At 63.4% G+C, this 25,796-nt stretch carries 24 protein-coding genes; 20 read left to right on the plus strand and 4 right to left on the minus strand.

Features of this window, described 5'->3' with window-relative positions:
• Positions 1-8 precede the first annotated feature (8 nt).
• The 4 genes from PPN31114_RS03715 to PPN31114_RS03730 all read left to right on the plus strand — a co-directional run bounded on the left by PPN31114_RS03715 (position 9) and on the right by PPN31114_RS03730 (position 3,874).
• Complete coding sequence (locus PPN31114_RS03715; protein ID WP_150678122.1) at positions 9-1,199, plus strand: acyl-CoA dehydrogenase family protein; 1,191 nt, start codon at positions 9-11, stop codon at positions 1,197-1,199.
• A 26-nt stretch (positions 1,200-1,225) separates the two neighbouring features.
• Entirely contained in the window at positions 1,226-2,023 is a 798-nt protein-coding gene (locus PPN31114_RS03720; protein ID WP_150678123.1) for an SDR family oxidoreductase, read from the plus strand.
• Positions 2,024-2,084: 61 nt separating this feature from the next.
• The gene (locus PPN31114_RS03725) at positions 2,085-2,561 is read left to right on the plus strand and encodes a MaoC family dehydratase (protein WP_150678124.1); all 477 of its coding nucleotides are present in this window, start codon (positions 2,085-2,087) and stop codon (positions 2,559-2,561) included.
• A gap of 146 nt (positions 2,562-2,707) precedes the next feature.
• Positions 2,708-3,874 (plus strand): helix-turn-helix transcriptional regulator, encoded by a 1,167-nt coding sequence (locus PPN31114_RS03730; RefSeq protein WP_150678125.1) that lies wholly within the window; start codon positions 2,708-2,710, stop codon positions 3,872-3,874.
• 75 nt (positions 3,875-3,949) lie between these two features.
• On the opposite strand, the gene PPN31114_RS03735 is transcribed toward PPN31114_RS03730, so the two are convergent.
• The 3 genes from PPN31114_RS03735 to PPN31114_RS03745 all read right to left on the minus strand — a co-directional run bounded on the left by PPN31114_RS03735 (position 3,950) and on the right by PPN31114_RS03745 (position 7,223).
• Positions 3,950-4,732, minus strand: a complete 783-nt coding sequence (locus tag PPN31114_RS03735) for an SDR family oxidoreductase (protein WP_150678126.1) — start codon at positions 4,730-4,732, stop codon at positions 3,950-3,952.
• Positions 4,733-4,811: 79 nt separating this feature from the next.
• A complete protein-coding gene (locus PPN31114_RS03740; RefSeq protein ID WP_150678127.1) occupies positions 4,812-5,594 on the minus strand; it encodes an SDR family NAD(P)-dependent oxidoreductase in 783 nt (260 codons plus the stop codon).
• Between the two features lie 6 nt (positions 5,595-5,600).
• A complete protein-coding gene (locus PPN31114_RS03745; protein WP_150678128.1) occupies positions 5,601-7,223 on the minus strand; it encodes an enoyl-CoA hydratase-related protein in 1,623 nt (540 codons plus the stop codon).
• A gap of 277 nt (positions 7,224-7,500) precedes the next feature.
• Here PPN31114_RS03745 and PPN31114_RS03750 point away from each other — a divergent pair, with 277 nt between their 5' ends.
• From PPN31114_RS03750 to PPN31114_RS03820, 15 genes are all read left to right on the plus strand, one after another.
• A complete protein-coding gene (locus PPN31114_RS03750; protein WP_150678129.1) occupies positions 7,501-8,388 on the plus strand; it encodes a CoA transferase subunit A in 888 nt (295 codons plus the stop codon).
• Between the two features lie 19 nt (positions 8,389-8,407).
• Positions 8,408-9,220: a CoA-transferase subunit beta gene (locus PPN31114_RS03755; RefSeq protein ID WP_150678130.1), complete on the plus strand. Its 813-nt coding sequence runs from the start codon at positions 8,408-8,410 to the stop codon at positions 9,218-9,220.
• A 36-nt stretch (positions 9,221-9,256) separates the two neighbouring features.
• On the plus strand, positions 9,257-9,856 hold the full coding sequence (locus PPN31114_RS03760) for an acyltransferase (protein WP_150678131.1): 600 nt from the start codon (positions 9,257-9,259) through the stop codon (positions 9,854-9,856).
• 34 nt (positions 9,857-9,890) lie between these two features.
• Positions 9,891-11,537, plus strand: coding sequence for a FadD3 family acyl-CoA ligase (locus PPN31114_RS03765; RefSeq protein WP_150678132.1), 1,647 nt, complete (start codon positions 9,891-9,893; stop codon positions 11,535-11,537).
• Between the two features lie 220 nt (positions 11,538-11,757).
• A complete protein-coding gene (locus PPN31114_RS03770; protein ID WP_150678133.1) occupies positions 11,758-12,711 on the plus strand; it encodes an enoyl-CoA hydratase in 954 nt (317 codons plus the stop codon).
• Entirely contained in the window at positions 12,708-13,796 is a 1,089-nt protein-coding gene (locus tag PPN31114_RS03775; protein WP_150678134.1) for an NAD(P)H-dependent flavin oxidoreductase, read from the plus strand. The genes PPN31114_RS03770 and PPN31114_RS03775 overlap by 4 nt, the downstream gene beginning before the upstream one ends.
• Positions 13,793-14,569 carry an enoyl-CoA hydratase family protein gene (locus PPN31114_RS03780; RefSeq protein ID WP_150678135.1) on the plus strand — a complete coding sequence of 259 codons (777 nt, stop codon included), beginning with the start codon at positions 13,793-13,795 and terminating at the stop codon, positions 14,567-14,569. The genes PPN31114_RS03775 and PPN31114_RS03780 overlap by 4 nt, the downstream gene beginning before the upstream one ends.
• Positions 14,570-14,609: 40 nt before the next feature.
• Positions 14,610-15,776 carry an acyl-CoA dehydrogenase family protein gene (locus PPN31114_RS03785; protein WP_150678136.1) on the plus strand — a complete coding sequence of 389 codons (1,167 nt, stop codon included), beginning with the start codon at positions 14,610-14,612 and terminating at the stop codon, positions 15,774-15,776.
• Between the two features lie 5 nt (positions 15,777-15,781).
• Entirely contained in the window at positions 15,782-16,855 is a 1,074-nt protein-coding gene (locus PPN31114_RS03790) for an acyl-CoA dehydrogenase family protein (RefSeq protein WP_150678137.1), read from the plus strand.
• Between the two features lie 24 nt (positions 16,856-16,879).
• The gene (locus PPN31114_RS03795) at positions 16,880-18,082 is read left to right on the plus strand and encodes an acetyl-CoA C-acyltransferase (protein ID WP_150678138.1); all 1,203 of its coding nucleotides are present in this window, start codon (positions 16,880-16,882) and stop codon (positions 18,080-18,082) included.
• Positions 18,083-18,393: 311 nt separating this feature from the next.
• Positions 18,394-19,806: a DcaP family trimeric outer membrane transporter gene (locus tag PPN31114_RS03800; protein WP_150678139.1), complete on the plus strand. Its 1,413-nt coding sequence runs from the start codon at positions 18,394-18,396 to the stop codon at positions 19,804-19,806.
• Positions 19,807-19,912: 106 nt separating this feature from the next.
• On the plus strand, positions 19,913-20,794 hold the full coding sequence (locus PPN31114_RS03805) for a branched-chain amino acid ABC transporter permease (protein WP_150678140.1): 882 nt from the start codon (positions 19,913-19,915) through the stop codon (positions 20,792-20,794).
• A 60-nt stretch (positions 20,795-20,854) separates the two neighbouring features.
• Positions 20,855-22,648, plus strand: a complete 1,794-nt coding sequence (locus PPN31114_RS03810; RefSeq protein WP_217426911.1) for a branched-chain amino acid ABC transporter ATP-binding protein/permease — start codon at positions 20,855-20,857, stop codon at positions 22,646-22,648.
• The gene (locus tag PPN31114_RS03815; protein WP_150678141.1) at positions 22,641-23,345 is read left to right on the plus strand and encodes an ABC transporter ATP-binding protein; all 705 of its coding nucleotides are present in this window, start codon (positions 22,641-22,643) and stop codon (positions 23,343-23,345) included. Before PPN31114_RS03810 ends, PPN31114_RS03815 begins: the two co-directional genes overlap by 8 nt.
• A gap of 80 nt (positions 23,346-23,425) precedes the next feature.
• The gene (locus PPN31114_RS03820) at positions 23,426-23,647 is read left to right on the plus strand and encodes a hypothetical protein (RefSeq protein WP_150678142.1); all 222 of its coding nucleotides are present in this window, start codon (positions 23,426-23,428) and stop codon (positions 23,645-23,647) included.
• Between the two features lie 30 nt (positions 23,648-23,677).
• Here the strand turns inward: PPN31114_RS03820 and PPN31114_RS03825 are convergent, their stop codons facing one another.
• Complete coding sequence (locus tag PPN31114_RS03825) at positions 23,678-24,754, minus strand: MBL fold metallo-hydrolase (protein ID WP_150678143.1); 1,077 nt, start codon at positions 24,752-24,754, stop codon at positions 23,678-23,680.
• A 147-nt stretch (positions 24,755-24,901) separates the two neighbouring features.
• Between PPN31114_RS03825 and PPN31114_RS03830 the strand changes: the two genes are divergently transcribed.
• Positions 24,902-25,771: an SDR family NAD(P)-dependent oxidoreductase gene (locus PPN31114_RS03830; protein ID WP_150678144.1), complete on the plus strand. Its 870-nt coding sequence runs from the start codon at positions 24,902-24,904 to the stop codon at positions 25,769-25,771.
• Positions 25,772-25,796: the final 25 nt, after the last annotated feature.

Raw genomic sequence — 25,796 nt, forward strand, 5'->3', positions numbered from 1 at the left:
AGAGCGACATGAAGCGAGAGAGCAATTTGCAGGACGACGCGTTTCGCGCCGAGGTGGCGCAGTGGATGCAGGCCAACTTGCAGGGCGAGTTCGAGGTGCTGCGTCATCGCGGCGGTCCCGGCGATGAAGATGCGTTTCCGGCGTTGCGCAAAGCGTGGGAGCAGCGCATGGCCGAAGGCGGCTGGACATGTGTTGGCTGGCCCACGAGCTACGGCGGTCGCGACTTGTCGGTCGCGCAGCAAATCATCTTCCACGAGGAATACGCGCGCGCCGGTGGCCCGGGGCGCATGGGGCATCTGGGCGAGACGCTGCTCGGCCCGACGTTGATCGCGTTCGGCACGCCTGCGCAGCGCGAACGCTTCCTGCCCGGCATCGTCGCGGGCACCGACTACTGGTGTCAGGGGTATTCCGAACCGGGCGCGGGTTCCGATCTGGCGAATGTGCAGACGCGCGCCCGGCTCGATGAGGCCACAGGCAACTGGATTGTCGACGGCCAGAAAGTCTGGACATCGCTCGCCCACGAATCGCAATGGGTGTTTGCGCTTGCGCGTTGCGAGCCGGGTTCTGTGGGGCACAAGGGACTCATTTTCCTGTTGATGCCGCTTGACCAGCCGGGGATCGAGGTTCGCCCGATTCGCCAGATGACGGGCACTAGCGAATTCAATGAAGTGTTTTTCGACGGCGCCATTGCGGCAGCCGATTGCGTGGTCGGCGTGCCGGGCGAGGGCTGGCAAGTCGCCATGGGGCTGCTCGGCTTCGAGCGCGGGTTGTCGTGGATTGGCCAACAGATGCACTTCGAGCATCAGTTGCAACTGATCTGCGACGCCGCACGCGCGAACGGCGCAGACCGCCGCCCGGCATTGCGCGAGCGTATTGCGCAGGCCTGGATGGGCTTGAAGGTCATGCACTACAACACGCTGCGCACGCTCTCGGCCGGCGGCGACGGCAGTCTGGCGCGAGAGGGCTACATCGCCAAGTACTACTGGTCGAACTGGCACCGCGATCTTGGCAAGCTCGCCATGGATGTGCTCGGACTCGATGGCGATATCGTCAGCGACGATTTTTCGCGCACGCGCCTGCAACAAATTTTCCTGTTCAGCCCGTCGGACACGATCTTCGCCGGGACGAACGAAATTCAACTCAACATCATCGCCGAACGCGCGCTGGGTATGCCCCGCGAACCGCGTGCGCGCGCTTAACCGGGGAATCGCCTGCGATGTCCGCCATGATCAACACTGTTCCGCAAGTTCCACAATACCCGGCCGGTCACGGCCTGCTCAAAGACAAATCGGTTCTTGTCACCGCTGCGGCGGGCGGCGGTATCGGCTATGCCACCGCGCGCCGTTGTGCCGAAGAAGGTTGTCGCGCGCTCATGATTTCCGATATTCACCCGCGTCGACTGGAGGAAGCCGTTGCACGCCTGCGCGAAGAGACGGGGCTTGGCGCCATCTATGGCGTCGTATGCGATGTGACGCAAGAGGATCAAGTCACCGCGCTGGTGGCACAGGCTGAGACGGCGCTGGGCGGGACTGACGTGCTGTTCAACAATGCCGGACTCGGTGGTCAGCGCGCCATTACGGACATGAGCGACGCCGAATGGCTGAAGGTCATCGATGTATCGCTCACGGGCACGTTCCGGATGACGCGCGCCATGTTGCGCGTGATGCAGCCGCGCGGGCGCGGTGCCATCGTGAATAATGCGTCGGTACTCGGCTGGCGTGCCCAAAAGGAACAGGCGCACTACGCCGCGGCGAAGGCTGGCGTGATGGCACTTACGCGTTGCAGCGCCCTTGAGGCCGCCGCGTACGGCATTCGCATCAACGCCATTGCGCCAAGCATCGCGATGCACGACTTCCTCAAGAAAAGTGCGGACGAAGCGCTGCTCGATAAGCTCTCGTCGCAAGAGGCCTTCGGCCGTCCGGCAGAGGTGTGGGAGATGGCCAACATCGTCGTGTTTCTCGCAAGCGACTATGCGTCCTATCTGGTGGGCGAAGTCATTTCGGCGAGCAGCCAACGCGCCTGATGCGTCAAAGGGGCGCTAAGGCAAACAAGTGAATAGCAAGATATCAGGAGATTTCGCGGGTATGGCAACCGTTATCGGCAGTGCGGCGCAGATGCTGGCGTCCGTTGGCATGATGCTTGGCGTGAGCGAGTGGGTGACGATCGATCAGCACCGGATCGACCTGTTTGCCGAGGCAACGGGCGATCACCAATGGATTCACGTCGATCCGGTGCGCGCTGCGCAGGGGCCATTTGGCACGACGGTCGCACACGGCTACTTGACCCTTTCGCTCACGAACTACTTTCTGCCGCAGATTCTCCTCACCGAAAACCTGCGCATGGGCGTGAATTACGGTGCCGACCGTCTGCGCTTTCCCGCGCCGGTGCGCGTGGGCAGCCGGTTGCGGGCGCAATGCGAACTGGTCAAGGCCGAGGCATTAGGCGAGGGCGTTCGCGCTACGCTGCGCATGACCGTCGAGATCGAAGGGGAAGCGCGTCCGGCGTGCGTCGTCGACAACGTCAACGTGTATTACTTCGACGCGGCGCCAGCGGCGCAATAGCAGGCTGCGGCGCTGGCTGGTGAAAACCCTGAGCGCCAATGCAGGCGCGGGTTAGCGGGCTGCAAGGTATGATCTGGTCTCGTTCCGACAACAGAAAAAACAAGAACGACGATGTTTTTGACGAAGGTGCGGTAGGAGACAAATTGATGCTGGCAGCAGTGCAGGAAACGATACCCGGGCAGGTGCCGGGACTATCGCCGAACGATATGAGCGAATTGCTCCATTTGGTGTACCGGGGCGCGCTCGACGAAGTGCCGTGGCACGACGCCCTTCAACGTGTGGGCCAATTGCTCACGGCGAATTGGGTCACCTTGATGGTCCGCCCGCCAGTGGTCGACCGGGCTGGACTGATCTTAGTGGCGAAAACCGGCCGCCCGGTCCGCGCGGCAGTGGCGTATAGCCAGTACGGCTACGCGCTCGACCCGTTCGTCAAACTTCCGCTCGATCAGGTCATGTCGCTCGATGAGTTGATGGAAGAGGCGGAGTACAAGCGCGGCGAATTCTACAAGCAGTTTCTCGCCCCGGCCGACGTGGAATATATGCTGGGAACGGACTTTCGCACGTTAGATGGCGTGGATTGCCATTTCCGCCTGTGCCGTTCTCGTGAGGCGGGACCGTTCACGAAGACCGATCGCGCGTTTTGCGAAATGCTGCTGCCGCACTTGAAGCTCGCGGTGCACATGCATTCGCTGCTCGACGTCAAGGAGTCGGAGCGCAAGCTCTATGCGGGCGCGGTCGACCGTATGGCGGTGGGCACGGTGATTCTCGATGAAACCGGCGCGATCGTCAGCACGAACACGGTGGCCGACGAGATTTTTGCGGAACGCGACGGCATTCGCCTGACGCAAGGCACTATCAAGATCGAGTACGCGCACGAAGAGCGCGAGTTCCAGAAGCTACTGCGCAAGACGCTCGCCGTACCGTCGGAAGCCGGACCGGTCATGGCGGAGGCGATTTCGATCACACGTCCGTCGGGCAAAGCGAAGCTGGGCATGGTGCTGCGCACGGTTGCGCTGAGCGAGTGGTCGGAAGGCAAGCGCCGGCCCGCGGTGGTGATCTTCCTTCGCGACCCTGAGCGCAAGACGCAGGCATCGCAAGATATCCTGCAACAACTCTTCGATCTCACGCCTGCGGAAGCCGCACTGTCGATTCTGCTGGCCAATGGCCTGAATCTCGAAGAGGCCGCCGACGAGCTCGACGTGCGCAAGAACACCGCGCGTGCGCATCTGCGCTCCATCTTCTCCAAAACCGGGGTGACCCGGCAGACCACGTTGATCCGGCTGGTGCTGAGCAGCGTCGCTCAATTGGGGTAACCGCATTGCGAAAGCAAAAAAGCCCATCGAATTTCGATGGGCTTTTTGCATTGGCGGGTGCGCTCGCCCAGCCGGTCAATCCTTATTGACGTTGGCCGCATCGAGAAACGCGGGCCGCTCGCCGCCACCATGCACCAGCAGATCGGTCCCGCTGACGTAGGCCGCTTGCGGCGAGCTCACGAAGACGCACGCATTGCCGATATCGGCCGGTGTCGCCATTCGTTGCAAGGCGATGGTCTTGGCGACGGCGGCAATGCCCGCTTCGTCGCCGTAATGCTGGATCGACTGCTCCGTGTTCACGTAACCGGGGCTGACCGACACCACGCGCACGTGCGGCGCCCATTCGACCGCCAGCGACTGCGTAAGACTGAGAATGCCAGCCTTGGCGGCCCCATAGGCGGCCGTGCCCGGCTGCGGACGGCTTGCGCCAATGCTGCCGATAAAGACGATAACGCCCCCTTCGGCCTGCTTTTGCATGATGTCGTTGGCCTGCTGCGCCATCTGCAAGGGGGCCAGCAAGTTCAGACGAATAATCGATTCGTGGAACTTCGGCGACGCTTGCGCGGCTTTGACGAACGGCGTGCCACCGGCATTGTTGACGAGCACGTCGAGCCGCCCGTGGGCTTGCATGATTTGCGCGAAGAGGGCGATCACGGCCTCCGGGTCGCGGACATCGCACGCATGAAAGACCGCACTACGGCCCTCAGCTTCCGGCAGCGGCGTCTCGGGGAGATTGCGGCCGCAAACCAGCACGGTGGCACCCGCAGCGAGGTAGCACTCGGCAATGCCGCGCCCGACGCCCTTGGCGCCGCCGGTCACAAGCACGACCTTACCGGCAAACGACTGATTCGAACTCATTCTGTGAAGCTCCAAACAAAAGTGAATGTTGAAGATTGTTGTCGCGGTATGTGCTGCCTATCGTCCCGATAATTCCCGCCTACAGCCCATACCCGCCAGCGACTGCGATCTGTTGCCCCGTCACGAACGCCGCCTTCGACGAGGCGAGAAACACGACCGAGTGGGCAATTTCTTCCGGACGGCCCAGTCGCTTGAGCGCCTGATTCCGGTAAGTTGCCTCGATCCATGCGTCGTCGAACACCCCCTGACGGCGCAATTCCAAAAACATGCCAGCCTCGATGACCCCGACCAGCACGCTGTTGGCCCGGATACCGTAGCGACCTTCTTCTCGAGCTACGCCGCGCACCATCGCTTCGATGGCCGCTTTGGGCACGATCGACAGCGCGTCGCGATTCGCCCATCGCACGTCGCCCGCCGACCCGAGATGCACGTAGCTGCCGCCGCCTGCCGCTTTCATCAGCGGCAGCGAGGCCTGTAGCACGTTATAGAAGCCCGTGACTTCTTCGTCCAGCGCACGCTGCCATTGCGCACGATCGATCTGCGACAGGTAAACCTGCTCGGTCACGGCGGCGGCAGCAAAAACAATCGTGTGAATGCGGCCAGCCTGTGAGGCGACGGCGTCGATCACCGAGCGCACCTGCGCGTCGTCGTGTGTCGACATCGCGTGGATGCTCGCCGTGCGTCCCATGTCGCGAATGTCTTGCGCCACAACGGCGGCGCGCGATTCGTTTCGATGATAGGTCAATGCCACGTCGCTGCCTGCGCGCGCGAGTTCGCGGCAAATCGTACTCCCGATGCCGCCGCTACCGCCGATGACAAGGGCGGTGCCCGACGGGAAAAGCGGTTCGTGCGATTCGTTCATAGCATCTCATCCTTGTTTAAGGGTATCGGCGTGATACATGGGGCCACCGAGGTGCGCCGGAAACCCGAGGCCGTAGACCGCAGCGACATCGATGTCGGAGGCGCGCACGGCAGTACCTTCGTCGAGCAAGCGTTTCCCCTCGTTGACGATGGCCAGCAGGCAACGCGACTGGATGTCTTCGTCGCTCACCTCGCGATAGGGGCTACTTGCTCGCGCTGAAATTTCCGCGTTCGTGGCTGCCGCCAGCATTCGAGTCGCGATGGAGCCATCGCCCGCGCGACTGACGATGGGCGCTTTGCCTAGTCGTTTAGCAAACTGCATGAGAGTGGCGACGACGGCCTTGTCAGTCGCCGAAGTGCGAATCACTTCAACGAGTCGTCTCCCCTTTGCGGGAGTGACGACGTGCAGGCCCGCAACGTTGGCCGGGCGCGCCGTGGCGTCCGCCAGTCGTTCAATATTCAACGATGACGTGCCGCTCACCAGCATGGCACCGGGTTTGCATATCGCGTCAAAGCGTCGGAACAGCGCCTGAGTCTGCTCAAGCTCGTCCTCGATCGATTCGATCACCAGGTCGCAATCGTGCAAGGCCGTGATGGCGTCGTTCCGTCCCAGCAGGATGACCGGCACACCGGCCTTGATGATGGCGGCGGCAGTGGCGTTGGCAGTCGTTCCCTCGCCGACAATGCCCACGCTAGCGATCTGACGGACTGGCCAACTGGCGGGGTCGCTGGGCAGACCGTCGATTTTCATCGCCTGCCGCTCGGCAGCAAAGATATGTCGCAAGGCGCGCGACTGCGCCGAGTTCATCAGCGTCATGCACAGCGCGTACTCCGCGCGCAGCCCGTCGGCGAGCGGCATCTCGCAGGCAAAGCGCACCGCGCGGATGCAAGCGAGCGGGGCTTCGACGCCGGGCCGTTCACGTCGAACATCGGCCTCAGCCTTTTCAAAGACCTCGGGGTCGGTGCATGCCACAGGCGCGTCGTTTTGCAACTTCGGTGGCGTACCCCGCGCGACCACTTGCTCGGCAAATCGCACCGCGTCGTCGATTAAATGCCCCTCCACGACGGCGTCCACCGCGCCAAGTTCGAACGCGCGATTCGCGTCGATGGGTTCCCCGGTGACGATCATGCGAAGCGCAGCAGGCACGCCAATCAGGCGAGGCAAGCGTTGCGTGCCCCCCGAGCCGGGGAGGATGCCGAGCTTGACTTCGGGAAGGCCGATGCGCGTTGTCACGGCAGCCACACGAAACTGGCAGGCCATCGCTAATTCGAAGCCGCCCCCGAGCGCCGTGCCGTGAAGCGCCGCGACCACGGGCTTGGGGCTGGCGGCGATGGACTCGATCACATCGCCCGCCAGTGGCGGAAGCATCGGCCGACCGAACTCGCGGATATCGGCACCGGCGATGAACGTGCGGCCACCGCAGGCAATCACCATCACATCGACGTGGCTGTCGGCAAGCGCCGCTTGTAACGCCGCCATCAATCCCGCGCGCACACCGTGCGAGAACGCGTTCACGGGGGGATGCGCCACGTGAAAAACGGCAACACGTCCTCGCTTCTCCGTAGTGACTGGTGCCAGTGCCGTTGCCGGGGCAAGCGTGCGTCCTTGTCTCTGATTGCCGTCGCTCATAGCCCTTCCTAGCCCTTCGATTCGGTGGATGCCTGCCGGGAAGGGCGAGGCGTTGTCGTGCGGGTCGATGCCGCAGCCAAGGTAGCGCGTACCTGCGGGCCGGGCATCCTACGTTTGGACTATCCGTCGAACGAACCGGCCGCTGCGGGGTATCGCTTCACTAGTCCCAATGGACGATGCTTCGGCAATTCGTCGCCACCAGAATGACCCGACCGATCGACGAGCCCGGTTGCACAGCATTGGCCCCGGGTATCGCGACATTCTGTGGAGTGAGGACATGGACAAATTGATGACGGCGGCGCAAGCGGTAGCGCATATTCAAAGCGGCATGACGGTGGGCGTGGGCGGCTGGGGGCCGCGTCGCAAGCCGATGGCGCTGGTGCGCGAGCTGCTGCGCTCGGACGTGCGCGACCTGACCGTCGTGACGTATGGCGGCCCGGAAGTCGGCATGCTGTGCGCGGCGGGCAAGGTCAAGCGGCTGGTGTACGGCTTCGTGTCGCTCGACGCGATTCCGCTGGAGCCGTACTTCCGCAAGGCGCGCGAAGCGGGTGCCGTGGAAGTCTCCGAGCTTGACGAAGGCATGTTGCAGTGGGGGCTGCGGGCAGCCGGGATGCGTCTGCCGTTTCTGCCGACGCGCGTCGGCCTGGGGACCGACATCGTCACCCATAACCCGCACATCAAGACGATTCGCTCGCCGTACCCCGACAACGAACTGTTGCTCGCCATGCCGGCCATTGCGCTCGACGTCGCCATGCTCCACGTGAATGTGGCCGACAGGCTCGGCAACACGCAAATCCATTCTCCCGATCCGTTCTTCGACGACTGCTTTGCCCGCGCGGCCGAACGTTGCTTCGTGAGTTGCGAGGAACTCGAGGCGCGCATCGATCTGGCCGACCCGGCACGTACGGGCGATCCGCGCGCCAATGGCTTCGAGCGATTCTGGGTGACGGGTGTCGTGCATGCCCCGGGCGGCGCGCATCCGACGTCGTGCGCCCCCCAATACGGTTGGGACATGGGGCATTTGAAGGCCTACTGTGCCAGCGCGACCGAGACCGGTGGTTGGGACGCCTACACCGCGAACTTCCTGCAAGGCAGCGAAGCGGATTACCAACAACGCGTCGGCGGGCTGGAAGCTATCCAAGCCTTGCCGCAGGCAGCGATTTGACGGCAGGAGCGCATCGAAGATGACCAACGACAACCAAACGACGACCCCGGAATTTACGCTGGCCGAATTGCTGATCGTGGCCGCCGCCGAAGCTTGGCGGGGCGATGGCGAGATTCTCGCCTCCGGCATTGGCACGATTCCGCGACTGGCGGCGGGACTCGCGAAACTGACTCACGCCCCGGATGTGCTGCTCACCGACGGTGAGGCGTGTCTGGTGGAAACGCCGGTGCCGCTTGGCCCGCGTGGCGAAAACACGCCGCGCCCCTCGGGTTGGATGCCTTACTCGCGCGTGTTCGATTGCGTATGGAGCGGTAAGCGTCATGCGATGGTCGGCCCGACGCAAATCGACCGTTGGGGGCAGGGCAATATCTCCTGCCTCGGTGACTTCGCGCGCCCCAAAGTGCAGATGCTCGGGGCACGCGGTTTCCCCGGCAACAGCCTGAATCATGCCAACTCGATGTTCGTGCCCGCGCACAGCAAGCGCGTATTCGTGGCGGGCGAAGTGGACATGGTGGCGAGCGTGGGCTTCAATCCGGCGCGTTGGCCCGATGGCGTGCGTCGTGACCTGATGTCGCTGCGCTTGATCGTGACGGATTTGTGCGTGATGGATTTCAACGGTCCCGATCACGCTATCCGGGTGGTGTCGTTGCATCCGGGGGTGTCGTTCGACATGGTGCAGGAGGCGACCGGATTCCCGCTGGTACGCGCCGATCATCTGGGCGTGACGGCTGCGCCGACGGCTGTCCAGCTCGAGATCATTCGCCGCCTCGATCCGCACAACATGCGCGCCAAGGTCCTCAAGGACAACCCGCCGGGCGTTCGGGTAAGCTGATCCGACATTATCAAAAGAACAGGAGACACCCGGACCATGGTGAGAGTCTTTGAGATCGATGGCGTAGTCCCCGTGGTGGATCCTGCCGCTTTTGTGCACCCGCACGCGACGCTGATCGGCGGCGTGGTCGTCGGCCCCCGTTGCTACGTTGGCCCAGGTGCGAGCTTGCGAGGCGACTTCGGCCGAATCCGGATCTGCGCGGGGGCCAACATTCAAGACGGTTGCATCCTGCACGGTTACCCGGGTAAGGAAACCGTCGTCGAGGAGGACGGCCATGTGGGCCACGGTGCGATCCTGCACGGCTGCCACATCGGCCGAAACGCGATGATCGGGATGGGCGCCATCATCATGGACAACGCTGAGGTCGGCGAATCGGCCGTGGTCGGCGCGGGGTCTTTCGTGAAGACCGGCATGGTGGTCGCACCGCGCACGCTCGTCATCGGTTCGCCCGCGCGATTCGTGCGTCGGCTCTCCGACGACGAGGTGGCGTGGAAATCCGATGGCACACGCGTCTACCAGCAACTCTCCGTGCGCAGCCTGCAAACCATGCGCGAAGTCGAGGCATTGACCGACCCGTCCGCTCAGACGGGCAGGCTACAAGTCGAAGACCGCTCGCCTGACGACCGCAAACGTTAAGACAAACGTTAATACCTATCACCCGATAACGACCATGCTGCCTGTTAATCCCACCATTCCGAGCGTTCTGGCCCAGACAGTCGCACGTTGTCCCGAGAACATCGCCATCGTCGAAGACGGGATGTCGCTCAATTATGCCGAACTCGAACGCCGGGCGTTGCGCGTCACACGTGCTCTCATGGCACAGGGCATCGAGGCCGGCGATCGCGTGGCGCTCTGGGCGCCCAACAGCGCTGCGTGGATCATCGCCGCACTCGGCATTCATTTGGCCGGGGCCGCACTCGTACCCGCCAACACCCGCATGAAAGGCGCCGAGATCGGCTATATGCTCGGCAAGAGCCGCGCGTCGCTGATCTTCGTCGCGGGCGATTTTCTCGGTACGTACTATCCCGATCTGCTCGACGGCCATACCCCGGCAACGCTGCGCAAGATCGTGGTACTCGACGGCTTTGCCGCGCGGGACGCCGCATCGGCGTGGGAGGCGTTTCTGGCCAGCGGCGACACGGTCTCCGAAGCCGCGGCCCGCCAACGCAGCGAAGCCGTCACGCCCACGATGCTCTCGGACATCATGTTCACGTCGGGCACGACCGGCAACCCGAAGGGCGTGATGACCACGCATGGTCAGAACCTGCGCTCGATTCACGACTGGGCCGTCGAGATGGGGCTGCACGAGGGCGACCGCTATCTGATGGTCAACCCGTTCTTCCATGCGTTCGGCTACAAGGTCGGCTGGCTGGTGTCGGTCTATATCGGCCTGACGATGTTTCCGCAGCAGATCTTCGAGGCCGATTGTGTCCTGGAGCGTATCGAGCGCGAGCGCATCAGCGTGCTTCCGGGGCCGCCGACGGTGTTCTACAGCTTGTTGGCATCGCCGCAACTGGCGAAAACGGATCTGTCCAGCCTGCGGGCCACGATCACCGGCGCGTCGACCATCGCCCCCTCGCTAATCGCCCGCATGCGCGAGGCGCTAGGCTTCGACATCGTGTTGACCGGCTACGGGCTGACCGAGTGCTGCGGCACGGCAACGCTCAGTTCGCCGGGCGACGATGCGCAGACGGTGGCGACCACGTCCGGGCGGGCCGTCAAAGATGTGGAAATCCGTGTCGTCGATGCGGCGGGTCAAGCCCTGCCGGCGGGCGAACCGGGTGAAGTGCTGATCCGGGGTTACAACGTGATGCAGGGTTATTACGACGATGACGCTGCGACGCGCGAGGCGATCGACGGCGATGGTTGGCTGCATACGGGCGACGTCGGTTATCTGGATGAACGCGGGTATCTGAAGCTGACCGACCGGCTCAAGGATCTCTTCATCGTCGGGGGTTTCAACTGCTACCCGGCCGAAATCGAGAAGTACATCTGTGAGCACCCGGCGGTCGCGCAGGCGGCGGTCGTCGGCGTGCCCGACGAGCGCATGGGCGAAGTGGGGCGGGCGTACATCATCCTGCGCCACGGTGTGACGCTGGACGGCGAGACATTGCAGGCCTGGTGCCGAGCCAATATGGCGAACTACAAAGTGCCGCGTTATATCGACTTCGTGACGAGCTATCCGACCAACGCGTCGGGCAAAGTGCTCAAGCGCGATCTGCGAAAACTGGCACTGGCAGCGGTGGACCCGGCCTGCGTCGCTTTGCCGGATAACGCAACGACGCGGCCCGTGGAGTCACGGCGCGTCGCTTCCTAAGCGCGTAACACCCTCCCGGGGCGGCTGCGGTCTGCGCAGCTGTCCCGGCACCCCTCGCAATCCTCCCGTCGCGCGCAACACCATCCCCTCGAAAAATCGCAAAACGCTGTGTTCGTTTAGTCCCATTGGACGATGTGCGGGCTTGTGCCGGTCATGAAAATGGCATCACGGGTTGGACACGTCCAGCCGATCTTCTACGCAACCGGACACAAGAAACGACATGGAAACGCAAGACCAGGAGGTGGTGTTGTACGAGGCCGCGCATGGGGTGGCCACCGTGACGATGAACCGGCCCGAGTATCACAACGCGCAGAACTCGCAGATGACGTATGCGCTGGACGCCGCGTTTCGTCGTGCGGCCGATGACGATTCGGTGCAAGTCATCGTCCTGCGCGGGGCGGGCAAGCATTTCTCGGCTGGGCACGATATCGGCACGCCGGGGCGCGATGTCGACAAAAGTTTCGCCCGCGCGTCGCTGTGGTACGACCACGTCAACAAGCCGGGTGGTGAATTCTTGTATGCCCGCGAGCAAGAGGTCTACCTGGGCATGTGCCGCCGCTGGCGCGAAATTCCCAAGCCGACCATCGCGATGGTGCACGGGGCATGCATCGCGGGCGGCCTGATGCTCGCTTGGGTGTGCGATCTGATTGTCGCCTCTGACGATGCCTTCTTCGCCGACCCGGTCGTGCGCATGGGCATCCCCGGCGTCGAATACTTCGCGCACGCCTACGAATTGAACCCGCGCATCGCGAAGGAGTTTTTGTTCCTTGGCGAGCGGATGAATGCGCAACGGGCCTACGAGATGGGCATGCTCAACCGCGTGGTGCCGCGCGCCGATCTCGAAGACGCGACCTATGAGATGGCCAAGCGCATCGCCAAGATGCCGCGCATGGGCCTCGTGCTCACGAAGCAGGCCATCAATCATGTGGAAGATCTGCAAGGCAAACGCAGCGCAATGGACGCCGCCTTCGCATGGCATCACTTTGCTCACGCCCACAACGAACTCATCACGGGCAACCGGCTTGGCGGCTTTGATGCCCGTTCGATGGCGGCGTCGCAACGTGCGGGCGAGGGCGCTGCCGACGGGGTTGGCGACCGGGTTGCCGACGGGGCTGTCGACCGGGTTGCCGACGTCTCGCAGGCAAAGGCCGCTGAAGCCGAGGGGCGCGCATGAGCCAGCCCAGCGCACTTCATACGCCGCTTTGCGATCTGCTGGGCTGCCGCTATCCGATCGTGCAAACCGCGATGGGCTGGGTGGCCGACGCGAGGCTGGTTGCCGCCACGTGCAACGCCGGGGGCTTTGCCTTCCTCGCGGGCGCGACCATCGAGCCGTCGCAGTTGGAGGACGAGATTCTTAAGGTGAAGTCGATGACCACGCGTCCGTTCGGCATCAACTTTCACATGTTTCAGCCCAACGCGGCACAGGTCATCGATTTGGCGATTGCACATGGCTTGCGCGCCGTGAGCTATGGCCGAGGGCCGGACAAAGCCGTCATTCGCCGCTTCAAGGACGCAGGCGTGCTCTGCATGCCGACGGTCGGTGCCGTCAAGCACGCGGTAAAGGCCGTGGAACTTGGCGCAGACATCGTCACGATTCAGGGCAGTGAAGGCGGCGGACATACGGGCAGCGTGCCGACCAGCATTCTGTTGCCGCAGGTGCTCGACGCGGTGAAGGTGCCTGTCGTTGCGGCCGGTGGCTTCTTCGATGGCCGGGGGTTGGCAATGGCGCTCGCGGCTGGGGCCGTCGGCATCGCGATGGGCACGCGGTTTCTCATGTCGAAGGAATCGCCCGTGCCGCCGCAGACATTGGACCGTTACGTCGCTGTGCGCGATCCGGCACATATCCGCGTCTCCAGCGTGATGGACGGACTGCCGCAACGCATGATCGACAACGACTTTCTCTCGCGGCTGGAGCAAGCCAGCCCGCTGCGCCGTGTGTGGCTCTCATTGCAGAGTGCGCGCCGTTGGCAACAGCACACAGGCATGAGCACCGGCCAGATGTTGAGCGTCGCGTCGCGTGCACTGCGCGAAGACGGCGCCGCCGTGGCGCAGACCCTCATGGCGGCGAACGCGCCCATGCTGATTCAACGCTCCATGGTCGAGGGCCACCCCGACGAGGGTGTTTTACCGAGTGGTCAGGCGGCTGCCGCCATCGCGCAGCTCGATAGCTGCGAAACCATCATCCAGCACATCGTCACCGCAGCCGTCGAGCGTCTGAACGGGGTGCGTCAATTTACCGAAACGGGAGTCCCCGCATGAATCAGGCAAGCAACGCCGGACACTCTCCGGCTTTCAACGTGGCGATTGAACAAGGCATTGCCGAAGTCGTGATCCAGCAGCCGCCGGTCAACGCGCTCGACAGCGACGCGTGGCTGGCGCTCGCCAGCGCCATTGACTCGCTCGGCACTCGCGACGACGTTCGCGTGATCGTGATTCGCTCGGAAGGCCGTGGGTTCTGCGCAGGCGTGGACATCAAGGAACTGGCGGCACACCCCGAGCGCATCGTCAAAGTCAACGCAGGCAACTATGCGACGTTCCGCGCGATCCATCGCAATCCGGTGCCGGTAATCGCCGCCGTTCATGGCTTCGTACTGGGCGGCGGAATCGGCATGGCGGGGGCGGCCGACATCGTGGTCGCGTCGACCTGTGCGACGTTCGGCGTGCCGGAAGTCGACCGCGGCGCGATGGGCGGTGGTGCTCATTTGCAGCGACTGTTCCCGGTGCAGAAGGTGCGTCATATGTACTTCACCGGGCTGCCGATCGACGCGCAAGAAGCTTGGCGGCTCGGTGCGGTCGAGCGTGTTGTGCCGCGTGAGGCATTGCGCGAGACAGCCATGGAGATGGCGCGCGTCATTGCAGAGAAGAGCCCCGCGATGATTCGTCTGGCCAAGGAGTCGCTCAACGGCATCGAAGACGGCAACCTTGAGGACAAGTACCGCTGGGAGCAGGGCTTCACGCTGGAGGCCTACATGAGCCCCGACTCGTCGGAAACGCGTCAGGCGTTCGTCGAGAAGCGAAGCGCGGCGTTTTGAGCTTGCCCGCCACACACGACACGACTCATACGACATCACCATGAAGCTTGGATATACGGATAAACAACGGGCCTTCCGGGCCGAAATTCGCGAGTGGCTCGCCACGCACGTACCGAAAACGCCGCTGGCCAGCTACGACACCCCCGAGGGCTTTGCCCAGCATCGTGCGTGGGAGCACACCCTATTCTCGGGGCGCTGGAGCATGGTCACGTGGCCTGTCGCACTGGGCGGGCGCGGCTGCGACCTGATCGAATGGCTGATCTTCGAGGAAGAGTACTGGCGCGCCGGTGCGCCGCTGCGCGTGAATCAGAACGGCGTTTTCCTGCTGGGCCCGACGCTCATGGACTTCGGCACAGAGGAGCAAAAGCAGCGCTTTCTGCCGCGTATTGCCTCCGGCGAAGCGGTTTGGGCGCAAGGCTGGTCGGAGCCGAATGCAGGGTCCGATATGGCGGCTATTCGCTGCAAGGCGACGCGTGTGGGCGACGAGTACGTCATCAATGGCCAGAAGATCTGGTCGACGCGCGCGGTGTGGGCTGATGGTTTGTTCGGCCTGTTTCGCAGCGACCCCGACTCGCAGCGTCACCACGGTCTCACGTTCCTGCTGGTGCCGTTGCAGACACCCGGCGTCACGATTCGGCCGATCCGCCAGTTGAACGGACAAGCGGGCTTCGCAGAAGTGTTCTTCGACGACGTTCGGGTGCCCGTGGCGAACCGTATCAGCGAGGAGGGTGCCGGTTGGCATGTGGCGATGGCGACCGCGGGCTTCGAACGCGGTCTGATGCTGCGCTCCCCCGGCCGCTTCCAAGCCACCGCACACGCACTGGTGAACCTCTATCGCAAAAACCGTGTGAAAGCCGATCGCGACCCGGCTGTGCGCGACGCGGTCGTGCGGGCATGGATGGATGCCGAAGCGTACGCGCTTGCCACTTACGCCACCGCGAGCCGGATTCAACGCGGCGGGTCGATCGGCGCGGAGGCCAGCACGAACAAGATATTCTGGTCCGAACTCGATCAGCAAATGCACGAAACGGCAATGCACATTCTGGGCGCTGCTGCGGAATTGCTGCCCGAAGCGCCCGACGCGGGAGACGTCGGGCACTGGCTCGACGGCTTTCTGTTCGCGCAGGCCGGACCGATTTACGCGGGCACCAACGAGATTCAACGCAACATCATCGCCGAACGCATGCTCGGCATGCCGCGGGGTTAAGCACGATGGATTTCAATTTCACGGAAGACCAAAGCCTGCTGCGCGACACGATGCGCAGCTTCTTCATGATCGAAGCCACGCCGGAACTCACGCGTGAGTTGTGGGAGACCGAAACCGGCAGAAGCGAAGCCCTCTGGCAGAAATTCGCGCAACAGGGGCTGACGGGACTCTCGGTGCCAGAGGCGCATGGCGGCATGGGCTGCGGCGACCTCGAGTGGGTATTGATGGCCCATGAGGCGGGCTACTACGCGTTGCAAGACTCATTGCTCGATACCGCTTATCTCGCCGTGAGCGTGCTGCGTGAGCTGCCAGCGGAGCATCCGCTGGCGTTGGAATGGCTGCCCCGCATCGCGCAGGGCGAGGCCCGCGTTGCCATCGGGGCGCCTGAGCAGACGCTGGTGCCCGATGCCCATATTGCCCAGTTGCTGTTGCTCCACCACGAGGGCCAGTTGCACGCCGTGCCCAGCGAGCGGGTGGCGTTGAGTTTCAATGCCAGCGTCGATCCGTCGCGCCGGTTGTTTCGCGTCGACTGGATGCCCGGCGCGTCGACCCTCGTCCTCGACGCCAAGGCCGCTGCGGCTGTCTGGCGCAAAGTCGCGCTGCGGGGCGCGCTGGCCAGTGCCGCCCAGTTACTCGGGCTCACGCAACGCATGCTCGATTTGTCGATCGACTACACCGCGCAGCGCAAGCAGTTTGGCAAGGCGATCGGCAGCTTTCAGGCCGTCAAACATCATCTGGCAGACGTGGCCGTCAAGCAGGAATTCGCCCGCCCAGTGATATCGCGCGCGGCGTACGCCGTGGCGAACGACGATCCGTTGGCGTCCCTGCACGTTTCCCACGCCCGATTAGCGGCAGGCGAGGCGGCATGGCTGGCGGCGAAGCGGGGTATTCAAGTGCACGGCGCGATGGGCTACACGTGGGAGATGGACCTGCAAATCTTCATGAAACGCGCGTGGGTGCTCGATGCGGCATGGGGCGATCGCGCTCACCACAAGCAATGTGTGGCGCAAGCCATTCTCGCGGACGACGCTCGGCTTGGCCCCGGCGAAACCTTTGCCGGTGCTGCTGCGCCGGTCTGAACATAGAACAGGAGACACCACAACATGGAAGAAGCCGTCATTGTTTCTACGGCGCGCACGGCGATTGGCCGCGCGTATCGGGGCGCATTCAACGACACCGAAGCGCCGGTGCTCGGCGGACACGTGATTCGCGCCGCTCTTGAGCGCGCCGACGTCGCACCGGGCGATGTCGACGACGTCGTTCTTGGTATCGCCGCGCAACAGGGCACGCAGGGGTACAACCTCGGCCGACTTTGCGGGTACACGGCGGGTCTGCCGATCAGCGTCCCCGGCATGGTCATCGATCGCATGTGCGGCTCGGGGCTGATGGCCATCGCCTCCGCTGCCAAAAGCATTTCGTGCGGTGAGTACGACATTGCCGTCGCCGGCGGACTCGAATCCATCTCGCTCACGCAGAACTCGCACAAGAATACTTACCGTGCGCAGTCGCAAGCGGTGATCGCCGCCATGCCCACGGCGTATATCCCGATGATCGAAACGGCGGAAATCGTCTCCGAGCGCTACGGCATCTCGCGCCGGGCCCAAGACGAGTATTCGCTACGCAGTCAGATGCGCACGGCCGATGCGCAGCGCGACGGCCGGTTCGATGCCGAGATCGTCCCGATCACCGTGCAGAAGGCATTGCTCGACAAGACCGGACGCATCACCGGGCACGAGACCGTGACACTCACGCGCGACGAAGGGAATCGCCCGGACACCAAGCTCGAAGGACTGCAAGCGTTGGAACCCGTCTGGCGCAGCGGGGAATGGGTCAAAGAAGGGCGCTTCATCACGGCGGGCAACGCCTCGCAGCTCTCCGACGGCGCGAGTGCCACGGTGATGATGAGCCGCCGCGAAGCGCAGCGCCGAGGTCTCAAGCCGTTGGGCACTTATCGAGGCATGGCCGTCGCGGGCTGCCAGCCTGACGAGATGGGTATCGCCCCCGTCTACGCGATTCCCAAGCTGCTCGCCCGCCACGGTCTCTCGGTGTCGGACATCGGTCTGTGGGAGATCAACGAGGCGTTCGCCTGTCAGGTGATTTACTGCCGCGACAAGCTGGGCATTCCCGACAACCTGCTCAACGTCGATGGGGGCGCCATTGCGATCGGACATCCGTTCGGTATGTCCGGCGCGCGCATGGCGGGCCATGTGCTGCTCGAAGGGCGGGCGCGTGGCGTGAAATACGCAGTCGTCTCGATGTGTATCGCGGGCGGCATGGGCGCTGCGGCGCTCTTCGAACTGGCCTAACCGGCGTTCTGAGCAGTCGCGTTGTACCTCACCGCGCCAGCCAAAGCGCGGTGACTTCCCCACGGGTGACGGTCAGTTTGACGTCACCCGTTCTTCGTTTGTAGCGCCCTGATTTCCCGTCGATTTCACTGCCCGTGTTGTTGCTTAGTCTCATTGGACGATGTGGCTCGAATACCGGCTCCATAGACTGCGTCGCAATGGACGAGATTGTGTCGTGTGCGCAAGTCGTCCGAGAGATCGGGCGAAAGACTCGATCCGTGTAGTCGTGACGTTTTGACAAAAAAGACGAGACGAGTCAGGAGACGAAAGGTATGAAGGCTCAGGCAAAAGTGTTGGGCGTGGTGCTCGGAATGGCGGCAGTGGCTTCGCCGGTCGCGCACGCAGATCAGTTGTCCGACTTGCAAGCGCAAGTGCAGGAACTGATGCGAAAGATCGACACGCTCCAGAACAATCAAAAGCAAATCGAAGCCAAACAAGCCGCCGTGGACGCTGCGGCACAAGCCGCTCCTAAAGCGGCACCGGCGGGCGCCGCCGGGCAGGGCGGTGCCGCACCCACGGTGGTGGCGAGCACCAACCCGATGGCCTCGCAGCCGGGCTGGTTCATGATTCCCAACACCGATACCGCGATCAAGTTCGGCGGCTACGCGCAGTTGCAGATCATGGACGACCTCAAGGGCAATCTCGGCAACAGCCAGACGGTGATTCTGCCGTACACCGCAGGGTTTGGTGGTGTGCCGTACGACAATACGCCGCAAGCCAAACGCGGTGGACAGGTGCAGTTCGAAGCGCGTGAGTCGCGCCTCAATATTCAGACGAGCACACCGACGATGTACGGCCCGCTCACGACGTTGATCGAAGGTGACTTCTACGGCGCGGGCGGTTCGAAATTCACCACCAACTCGGTGTCGCTGCGCCTGCGTCATGCGATGGGAACGATCGGCCCGTGGATGTTCGGGCAGTACTGGTCGAACTTCGGCGACCTCGGCCAAGGACCTGAAGTATTCGACTTCGGAGGCCCGGTGGGTCTGCCTGCCGTCAATCGTCAGCCGCAGATTCGCTATACGAAGTTGATCACGGACAATCTGCAAGCCTCCGTCTCGATCGAAGAGCCGGTACAGGACTTCACGGGTGCCGATTCCGTTGCGTTCATTGCTGGCGGCAACAACATCAGCACCAACTCCATCGACCAAACGCCTGAACTCACTGCACGCGTCACGTACTTCGATACGTGGGGACGCCAATCAGTCGGGGTGGTCGGGCGCAAGCTGATGGCGAACGACGGCGTGGCGCTGAGTTCAGCGGCGTACGGCTACGCGGTGAACTATCAAGGCACGTTCAACCTTCCGGGCCGCGACAAGATTTACTACGACGTGGTGTGGGAGAACGGCGGCGGACGCTATCTGACGCAAACGCCGACGTCGGCATTCCTCATCAACAACAACCTGTACAAAGTCTCGGGACTGGGCCTGAACCTGACCTATCAGCACTGGTGGGCACAGAACTGGCGCTCCAACATCAGCATTGGCCGCGACAAGATTTATAACCCTGCCGGTGTGCCCGCCACGTCGCTCGCAGAGACGCAATCGATGCACGCCAACCTGATCTGGTCGCCGATCAAGAGCACGTTGTTCGGTCTGGAATTTATCTACGCCCGAATCAAGAGTGAATCGGGCATCAAGGGCAGCGGCAGCCGCATCATGTTCGTCTCGCAGATGGGTTTCTAAGCGAGACCGGCAGGTCCGGCGCGTGACGATACGCTGCCAAACGCCGGACCTGTCTTTGTACCGCAGTGGATTAGTTGAACGACTGGATGACTGAAGGAGACGACAAATGCTCAACGAGCTGGCGATCATCATCGTGCGCGGTGTAGGTCTAGGAGCGATTTTTTCGCTGATCGCGATGAGCATGAACATCGTGTACGGCGCGACCCATATCCTCAACTTCGCGCAGGGGAATATGTTCGTACTGGGCGGCTTTCTGGCCGTGCTGCTCGCGAACTGGGTCACCGGCGTGCCGGTTTGGCTCGTACTGATCGTGGTCGCGGCGATCATCATCGCGTTCATGCTCGCGGCACAAGGGTGGATCACGCTCTTGCCGCTGCGTCACTCCGTCGAACAGAACTCGTGGCTCATCACGACCATGGCGGCGTCGATCATCATCAGCTCGGTGATGCTGCTCTCGCAAGGCCCGTGGGCGTCGTCGGCGCGCAGCCCGATTCCGCCCGTAGCGCTATTCGGCGCACGCACGCCTGCCCCTTATCTCGGGGCCATTGCACTGGCCGTGTTCTGGTATTTCGCGTTGCGCTGGTTTCTCACGCGCACGCTCACTGGGCTGGCCATTAACGCGCTGTCTCAGGATATCGACGCCGCTCGCGCCGCCGGTTTGCGAGTTCGCCGCCTGCAACTCATCGCCTTCGGTATCAGCGGTCTGATGGTTGGCTCCGCTGGTTTTGTCGCTGCGCCGATTGTCTCCATCGCGGCCGACACAGGCGTGCGTTACGTGCTCAATGGCTTTATCGCCGCCATTCTCGGCGGGATGGGCAGCAACCTTGGTGCGCTCATCGGCGGGCCGCTCGTCGGCATTGTCGCGATGGTCGCCACGTATCAGGTCGGCGGCGAATTCCAATCGCTGGTCTCGCTGGCGTTGCTCGTTGGCGTGCTGCTGATTCGCCCCGAAGGCATCTTCGGACGCGCGGCCGGGCGCCGCGTTTGAGGCGGCCGCTTCCCTGCAACACGCTGGGCACATACACGACACAGGATCGCTAACTCTGTCATGACGATGCAAACTCTTTCTTCCGATGCCCGCCTCCGGGTGCGCCGTACGCGCTGGGCTCCCGACAACGTGCAGCTATTGCTCGGCTGCGTGCTGGTGAGCGTGACGGTGCTCGTACCCGACTGGCTCGGCAATGCGTACTGGACCCATAGTTTCCGCATGGTCAATCTGCTGATTGCCGTGGCGGTATCGCAAAACCTATTGCTGCACGACGCCGGGCAGACGTCGTTCGGTCAAGGCGCCATCTTCGCGGTAGCGGCTTACACGGCCGCGATTGCCACGGGAGTGCACGGGCAGCCTTACGCGCTCGCCGCCGTGCTCGGTGTCGCCGGGGCGTTGGTCGCCGGGTTGCTCTATGCGCTCCCTGCGTTGCGCGTGCAGGGCTACTACCTTGGCTTCGTCACGATGAGCGCGGCCACGGTATTGCCCGAGATGCTGGTGGCGTTCGACAGCTATACGAACGGGGTCAACGGCATCACGATGGACTTCTCGTCGTGGCAGACGCGCACGTCGTTCGGCGTCTCGCCGCTGTCGATCGCGCTGGCGTTGCTGGCCTGTTTTGCGCTGGCGGCGCATGTGCTCATTCGCCGTACGGCGTTCGGCCGCCGCTTGCGTGTGGCCGCCGCCAGCCCCGAAGCCGCACAGTCGCTCGGCACATCGCCGGGCTGGATTCGCTGCGTCGTGTTCCTGATCGTCTCGCTTATCACCGGCGTGGCGGGTGTGCTGTATCCGCCCGTGGTCGGCTTCGTGAGCCCGGCGGCCTTCAGTCTCGACTTGTCGATTCTGTTCTTCTTCGCTGTCGTGGTCGGCGGGCGCGGGCAGATTCTCGGCCCGGTCGTCGGGGTATGGCTGTTATATCTGCTGCCGAACATTTTGCTCGCCGATCTCGTGCAGTACCGGCTGCTGGCCTACGGTCTGGTCGCGTTGCTGGTGATGCTGGCGTTTCCGGATGGCGTGGTCGGCACGTTGTTGAAGTGGCGCCGTGCACGTATGGAAAACGGCGACCGGTTGGTGCTGCACTTCCGATCGTTGCTCAGCGCCATCGAGCCGTGTGCGCGAGTAGCAAGCCGTACCGGCGAGGTTTCGCCCGTAGCCATCAGTGTCGAGGGCGCCCGCAAATGCTTCGGCTCGGTGGTGGCGGTCGATGGGGCCGATCTCGTTGTGAAGCGCGGTGAGATTCATGGCCTTGTCGGCGCAAACGGTTCGGGGAAAACCTCGCTGCTCAATGTGCTGTCGGGTTTCAGCCGACTCGATGAGGGTAGCGTTCGACTCAATGGCGTGGAAGTCTCCCGCCTGCCGGCCACGCGTGTGGCCCGGCTGGGGCTGGGGCGGACCTTCCAGAAGCCGCGCATGTTCGAGACGCTGAGCCTTTGGGAGAACGTCTGCATCGGACTCGATGCCAACCGTGACCTTGACCCCGGTCAGGCGCGAACGATGACGGCGTTACGCGATACGTTGGAAGGGCACGGCGTTTCGCTGGTGCCGCACGGGCAGCGGCGTCTCGTCGAGGTGATGCGCGTTGTGCTCAAGGGCGCGGATGTGTTGCTGCTCGACGAACCGGCAGCAGGCTTATCGCCAGCCGAGCGCGAGGATCTGAAGTTGCTGCTGCAACGCTTGCGCGACGACCTCGGCAAGACCGTTGTCATTGTCGAGCACGACCTCGATCTGGTCTGGAGTGTGGCCGATCGTATTTCGATGCTCGAAGCGGGCAAGGTGATTGCCAGCGGCAGTCCTTCGGAATTGGCGGGCAACGCCATCGTGCAGAAACTCTTTATCGGATCGACCCATGCTTGAGATTCAGGGCTTGCACGCCGGTTACGGCAACGTGCCGGTATTGCGTGACATTCAGTTGTCGGTGGCGCCGGGCGAGATTCTTCTCGTGGCGGGCGAGAACGGTGCCGGGAAATCGACGTTGCTGCGCACCATTGGCGGCTTCATCAAGCCGGAGCGCGGGCAAATTCGCCTGAACGGGCGGGAGATTGGGGGATGCAGCCCGGAGGACAACGCCCGGGCTGGGTTACGCCTCGTGCTCGACGGGCATCGCGTGTTTCCGGAGATTTCAGTTTGGGACAACCTGCGGCTCGGCGGCGTGATCCAGCGCGACAAGCGGGCCTTCTCGCAAGCCGTGGAGGAAGTCTTCTCGGTGTTTCCCGCGCTGCACCAACGGCTGGATCAGCCTGCCCGTAATTTGAGTGGCGGGCAGCAGCAGATGCTGGCGTTAGGGCAGGCGTTCGTCGCACAGCCCAAGGTGCTGCTCAGCGACGAACCCTCGCTGGGGCTTGCGCAAGCGCTATTGCCGCCGATTCTCGATTTTCTGAAACGCTGGGCGGCGCGCGGCACGGCGATCGTCATCGTGGAACAGCACATCGACATCGCACTGCCGGTGGCGGATCGGGCGCTGGTGTTGGAGCGGGGGCAGGTCAAGCTCACTTGTCCGGCCAACGAACTCAGGGCGCGGCTACAGGCCCGGCAGCCTGTGAGCGTGGAGTGAACGTCCTATAATGGCCTTCGCGAGGGTGCGCGGCCGGTGCCATCCGGCCCAGCCGTCCCGACCTCGCAGGAGGTCAAAAAATGTTTGGAAAATCACTTCCCCAAGTACGCCGCTTGCCTTTGTGCGCGGCGTTTCTCGTCGTATCGCTGACCGGTTGTGCCGGTCTTCAGACTAGCGATACCGCATCGTCTGCCAATGCGAGCGTTACCGCCGTCGCGCAAGCCCCCTCGGCGCGTACGCTTCAGGTGGCTGCCATTCTCGGGCAGCAACGCGATCTGGAACTCAAACGACTATCGCCCTGAGCAGGGCTAGTTAGCGGGGCGTGGATAGCGCTATATCGCGGCCGAGCACGTCTGTGCGACGGCTGCCGATGCGCCATCCGCCTTCCGAACGTACTGCACGACACCTTGAGCGCTGCACTGGCGTTCGACCCATCCCCGGTAGAACAGATATTGGAGATGTGACGCCGCTTCGCCCAGTGCCAGCACCAAATCGTCTCCTTCGAGCTTGCGCGCGAAGAGGATTGGCATGGCGTCGACGGCGGTCAGTGGCGTGTCGCAGGCGCTGAGCAGCCGCAAATTCCGTTCGTCCAGCTTTTCGCGCAGCACCTGACGCCGCTCCGGCAGCCCACGGAACGCTTCGCCGTGCGCGGGCAGCACAAGTGTGTCTGCGGGCAGATCGGCGAGCATGTCGAGCGCGTCGAGGTAGTCCTGAATCGGATTGGCGTCGGGTGCGTGCATCGTGACGCTGAGATTCGGCGAGATGGCGGGCAGCACCATGTCGCCCGAGATCAGCACGTCTAACGCAGCGCAATACAGCAGCGCGTGGTCAGGCGAGTGGCCGCGTCCGACCAGCACGTTCCACTGGTGCGCACCGATCTGAAGCGTTTGCCCGTGATGCAGCGCCCGCGTGCGTTCGGGCAGCGCGCAGCGATGCGCACGAAACGACGCGCACCGCTCGACTAAGTGGGCAAGCAACTGGCCGGTGGCGCCATTGGCGCGGTAGAACGTCTGCGCAAGACGATCCGCATCGGCCTCGTGCATCACGTGGGGGCGTTGAGCGTCTTCAAGCTCGCCCGGTGTGATGTCGACCGGGATGTCGAAGCGCTGGGCAAGCCACGCCGCTTGTCCCAAATGATCGGGATGGCAATGGGTCACGACGATGCGTGTGATCGGGCGTCCCAAAGATCCATCCGCAAGCAAGCGCTGCCAAACCTCACGCGTCTCCGGCGTGCCCATGCCCGTATCGACCAGCGCCCAACCTGCACCGTCCTCGATGAGCCACACGTTGACATGATCGAGTGCGAACGGCAGCGGCAGGCGCAGCCAGCAAATGCCGGGCACGACGGTGACGGGCTGCGAGACGGGTGGCGCGGGCAGGCAGCGCAGTCGGGGATCGGGTAACGGCATTGAGCTTGGCGGCCTTTGGCGACGGAACGGGAATAGTCAGGTGCCAACGTACCGTGCCGGGCCTGCCGGGGCATCGTCCGCTTGGACGATGCTTTGCATCGCGGTGCCTCGCATTCTCGACAAACATTCATCGAGGAGGCGCGTGACATGCAGGGAACCCAGGACTTGCAGGGGAAAGCCATTGTCGTGACCGGCGCGGGCGGTGGCATTGGCGAGGCTTATGCGAAACACATCGCGGCGGCAGGCGGGCGCGTCATCGTCAATGACATCGACGTGGCGATGGCCGACCGAGTGGCGTCGGCCATTCGATCGACGGGGGCTCAGGCGGAAGCGGTGGCTGCCGACATCTCCGATTGGCACGAGGCAGGACGTCTCATCGACGCTTGCGAGCAGACCTTCGGCCGCATCGACGGTCTCGTGAACAATGCGGGCGTCTTCCATATGGCGTTGCCCGAAGAGCAAGAGGAAGCGGCGCTGCGGCGCTTGGTGGAAGTCAACGTATTGGGCACGGCCTTCTGCGGAACGCATGCGATCCGGCGGATGTTGGCACACGGCAGTGGCGCGATCGTCAATGTGACGTCGGGGGCGCAGACGGGAATTACGCGGCTGTCGGCTTACGGCGCAAGCAAGGGCGCTGTGGCTTCGTTGACGTACGGCTGGGCTGTCGATCTTGCCGACAAGGGTATCCGCGTCAACGCCATTTCACCGATGGGGAAATCTGGAATGTCGGCGCGCGTGCAAGCCTACTTCGCGACGCGAGATGAACCGGCTTGGCCTGAATTGGCGATTCCCGCCGAGAACAATGCCCCCGTCGTCGTGTACCTGCTTTCTGATGCCGCCGCGCAGGTCAACGGGCAAGTCGTGCGTATCGATGGCGCGCAGCTCTCGCTGATGTCGCATCCGGCCGTTATGGCACCGGTGCACGAGTGCGAAGCGTGGTCCGTCGAAGGGGTGAGGGCGGCGTTCGATACCAGCCTTGCAAAGCAACAGGCCCCGTTGGGTGTTGTCGTGGCTTGATTGCCTGGGCGCTTGAGCGGAGGCG

Source organism: Pandoraea pneumonica (genome assembly GCF_902459645.1).
Classification (GTDB): domain Bacteria; phylum Pseudomonadota; class Gammaproteobacteria; order Burkholderiales; family Burkholderiaceae; genus Pandoraea; species Pandoraea pneumonica.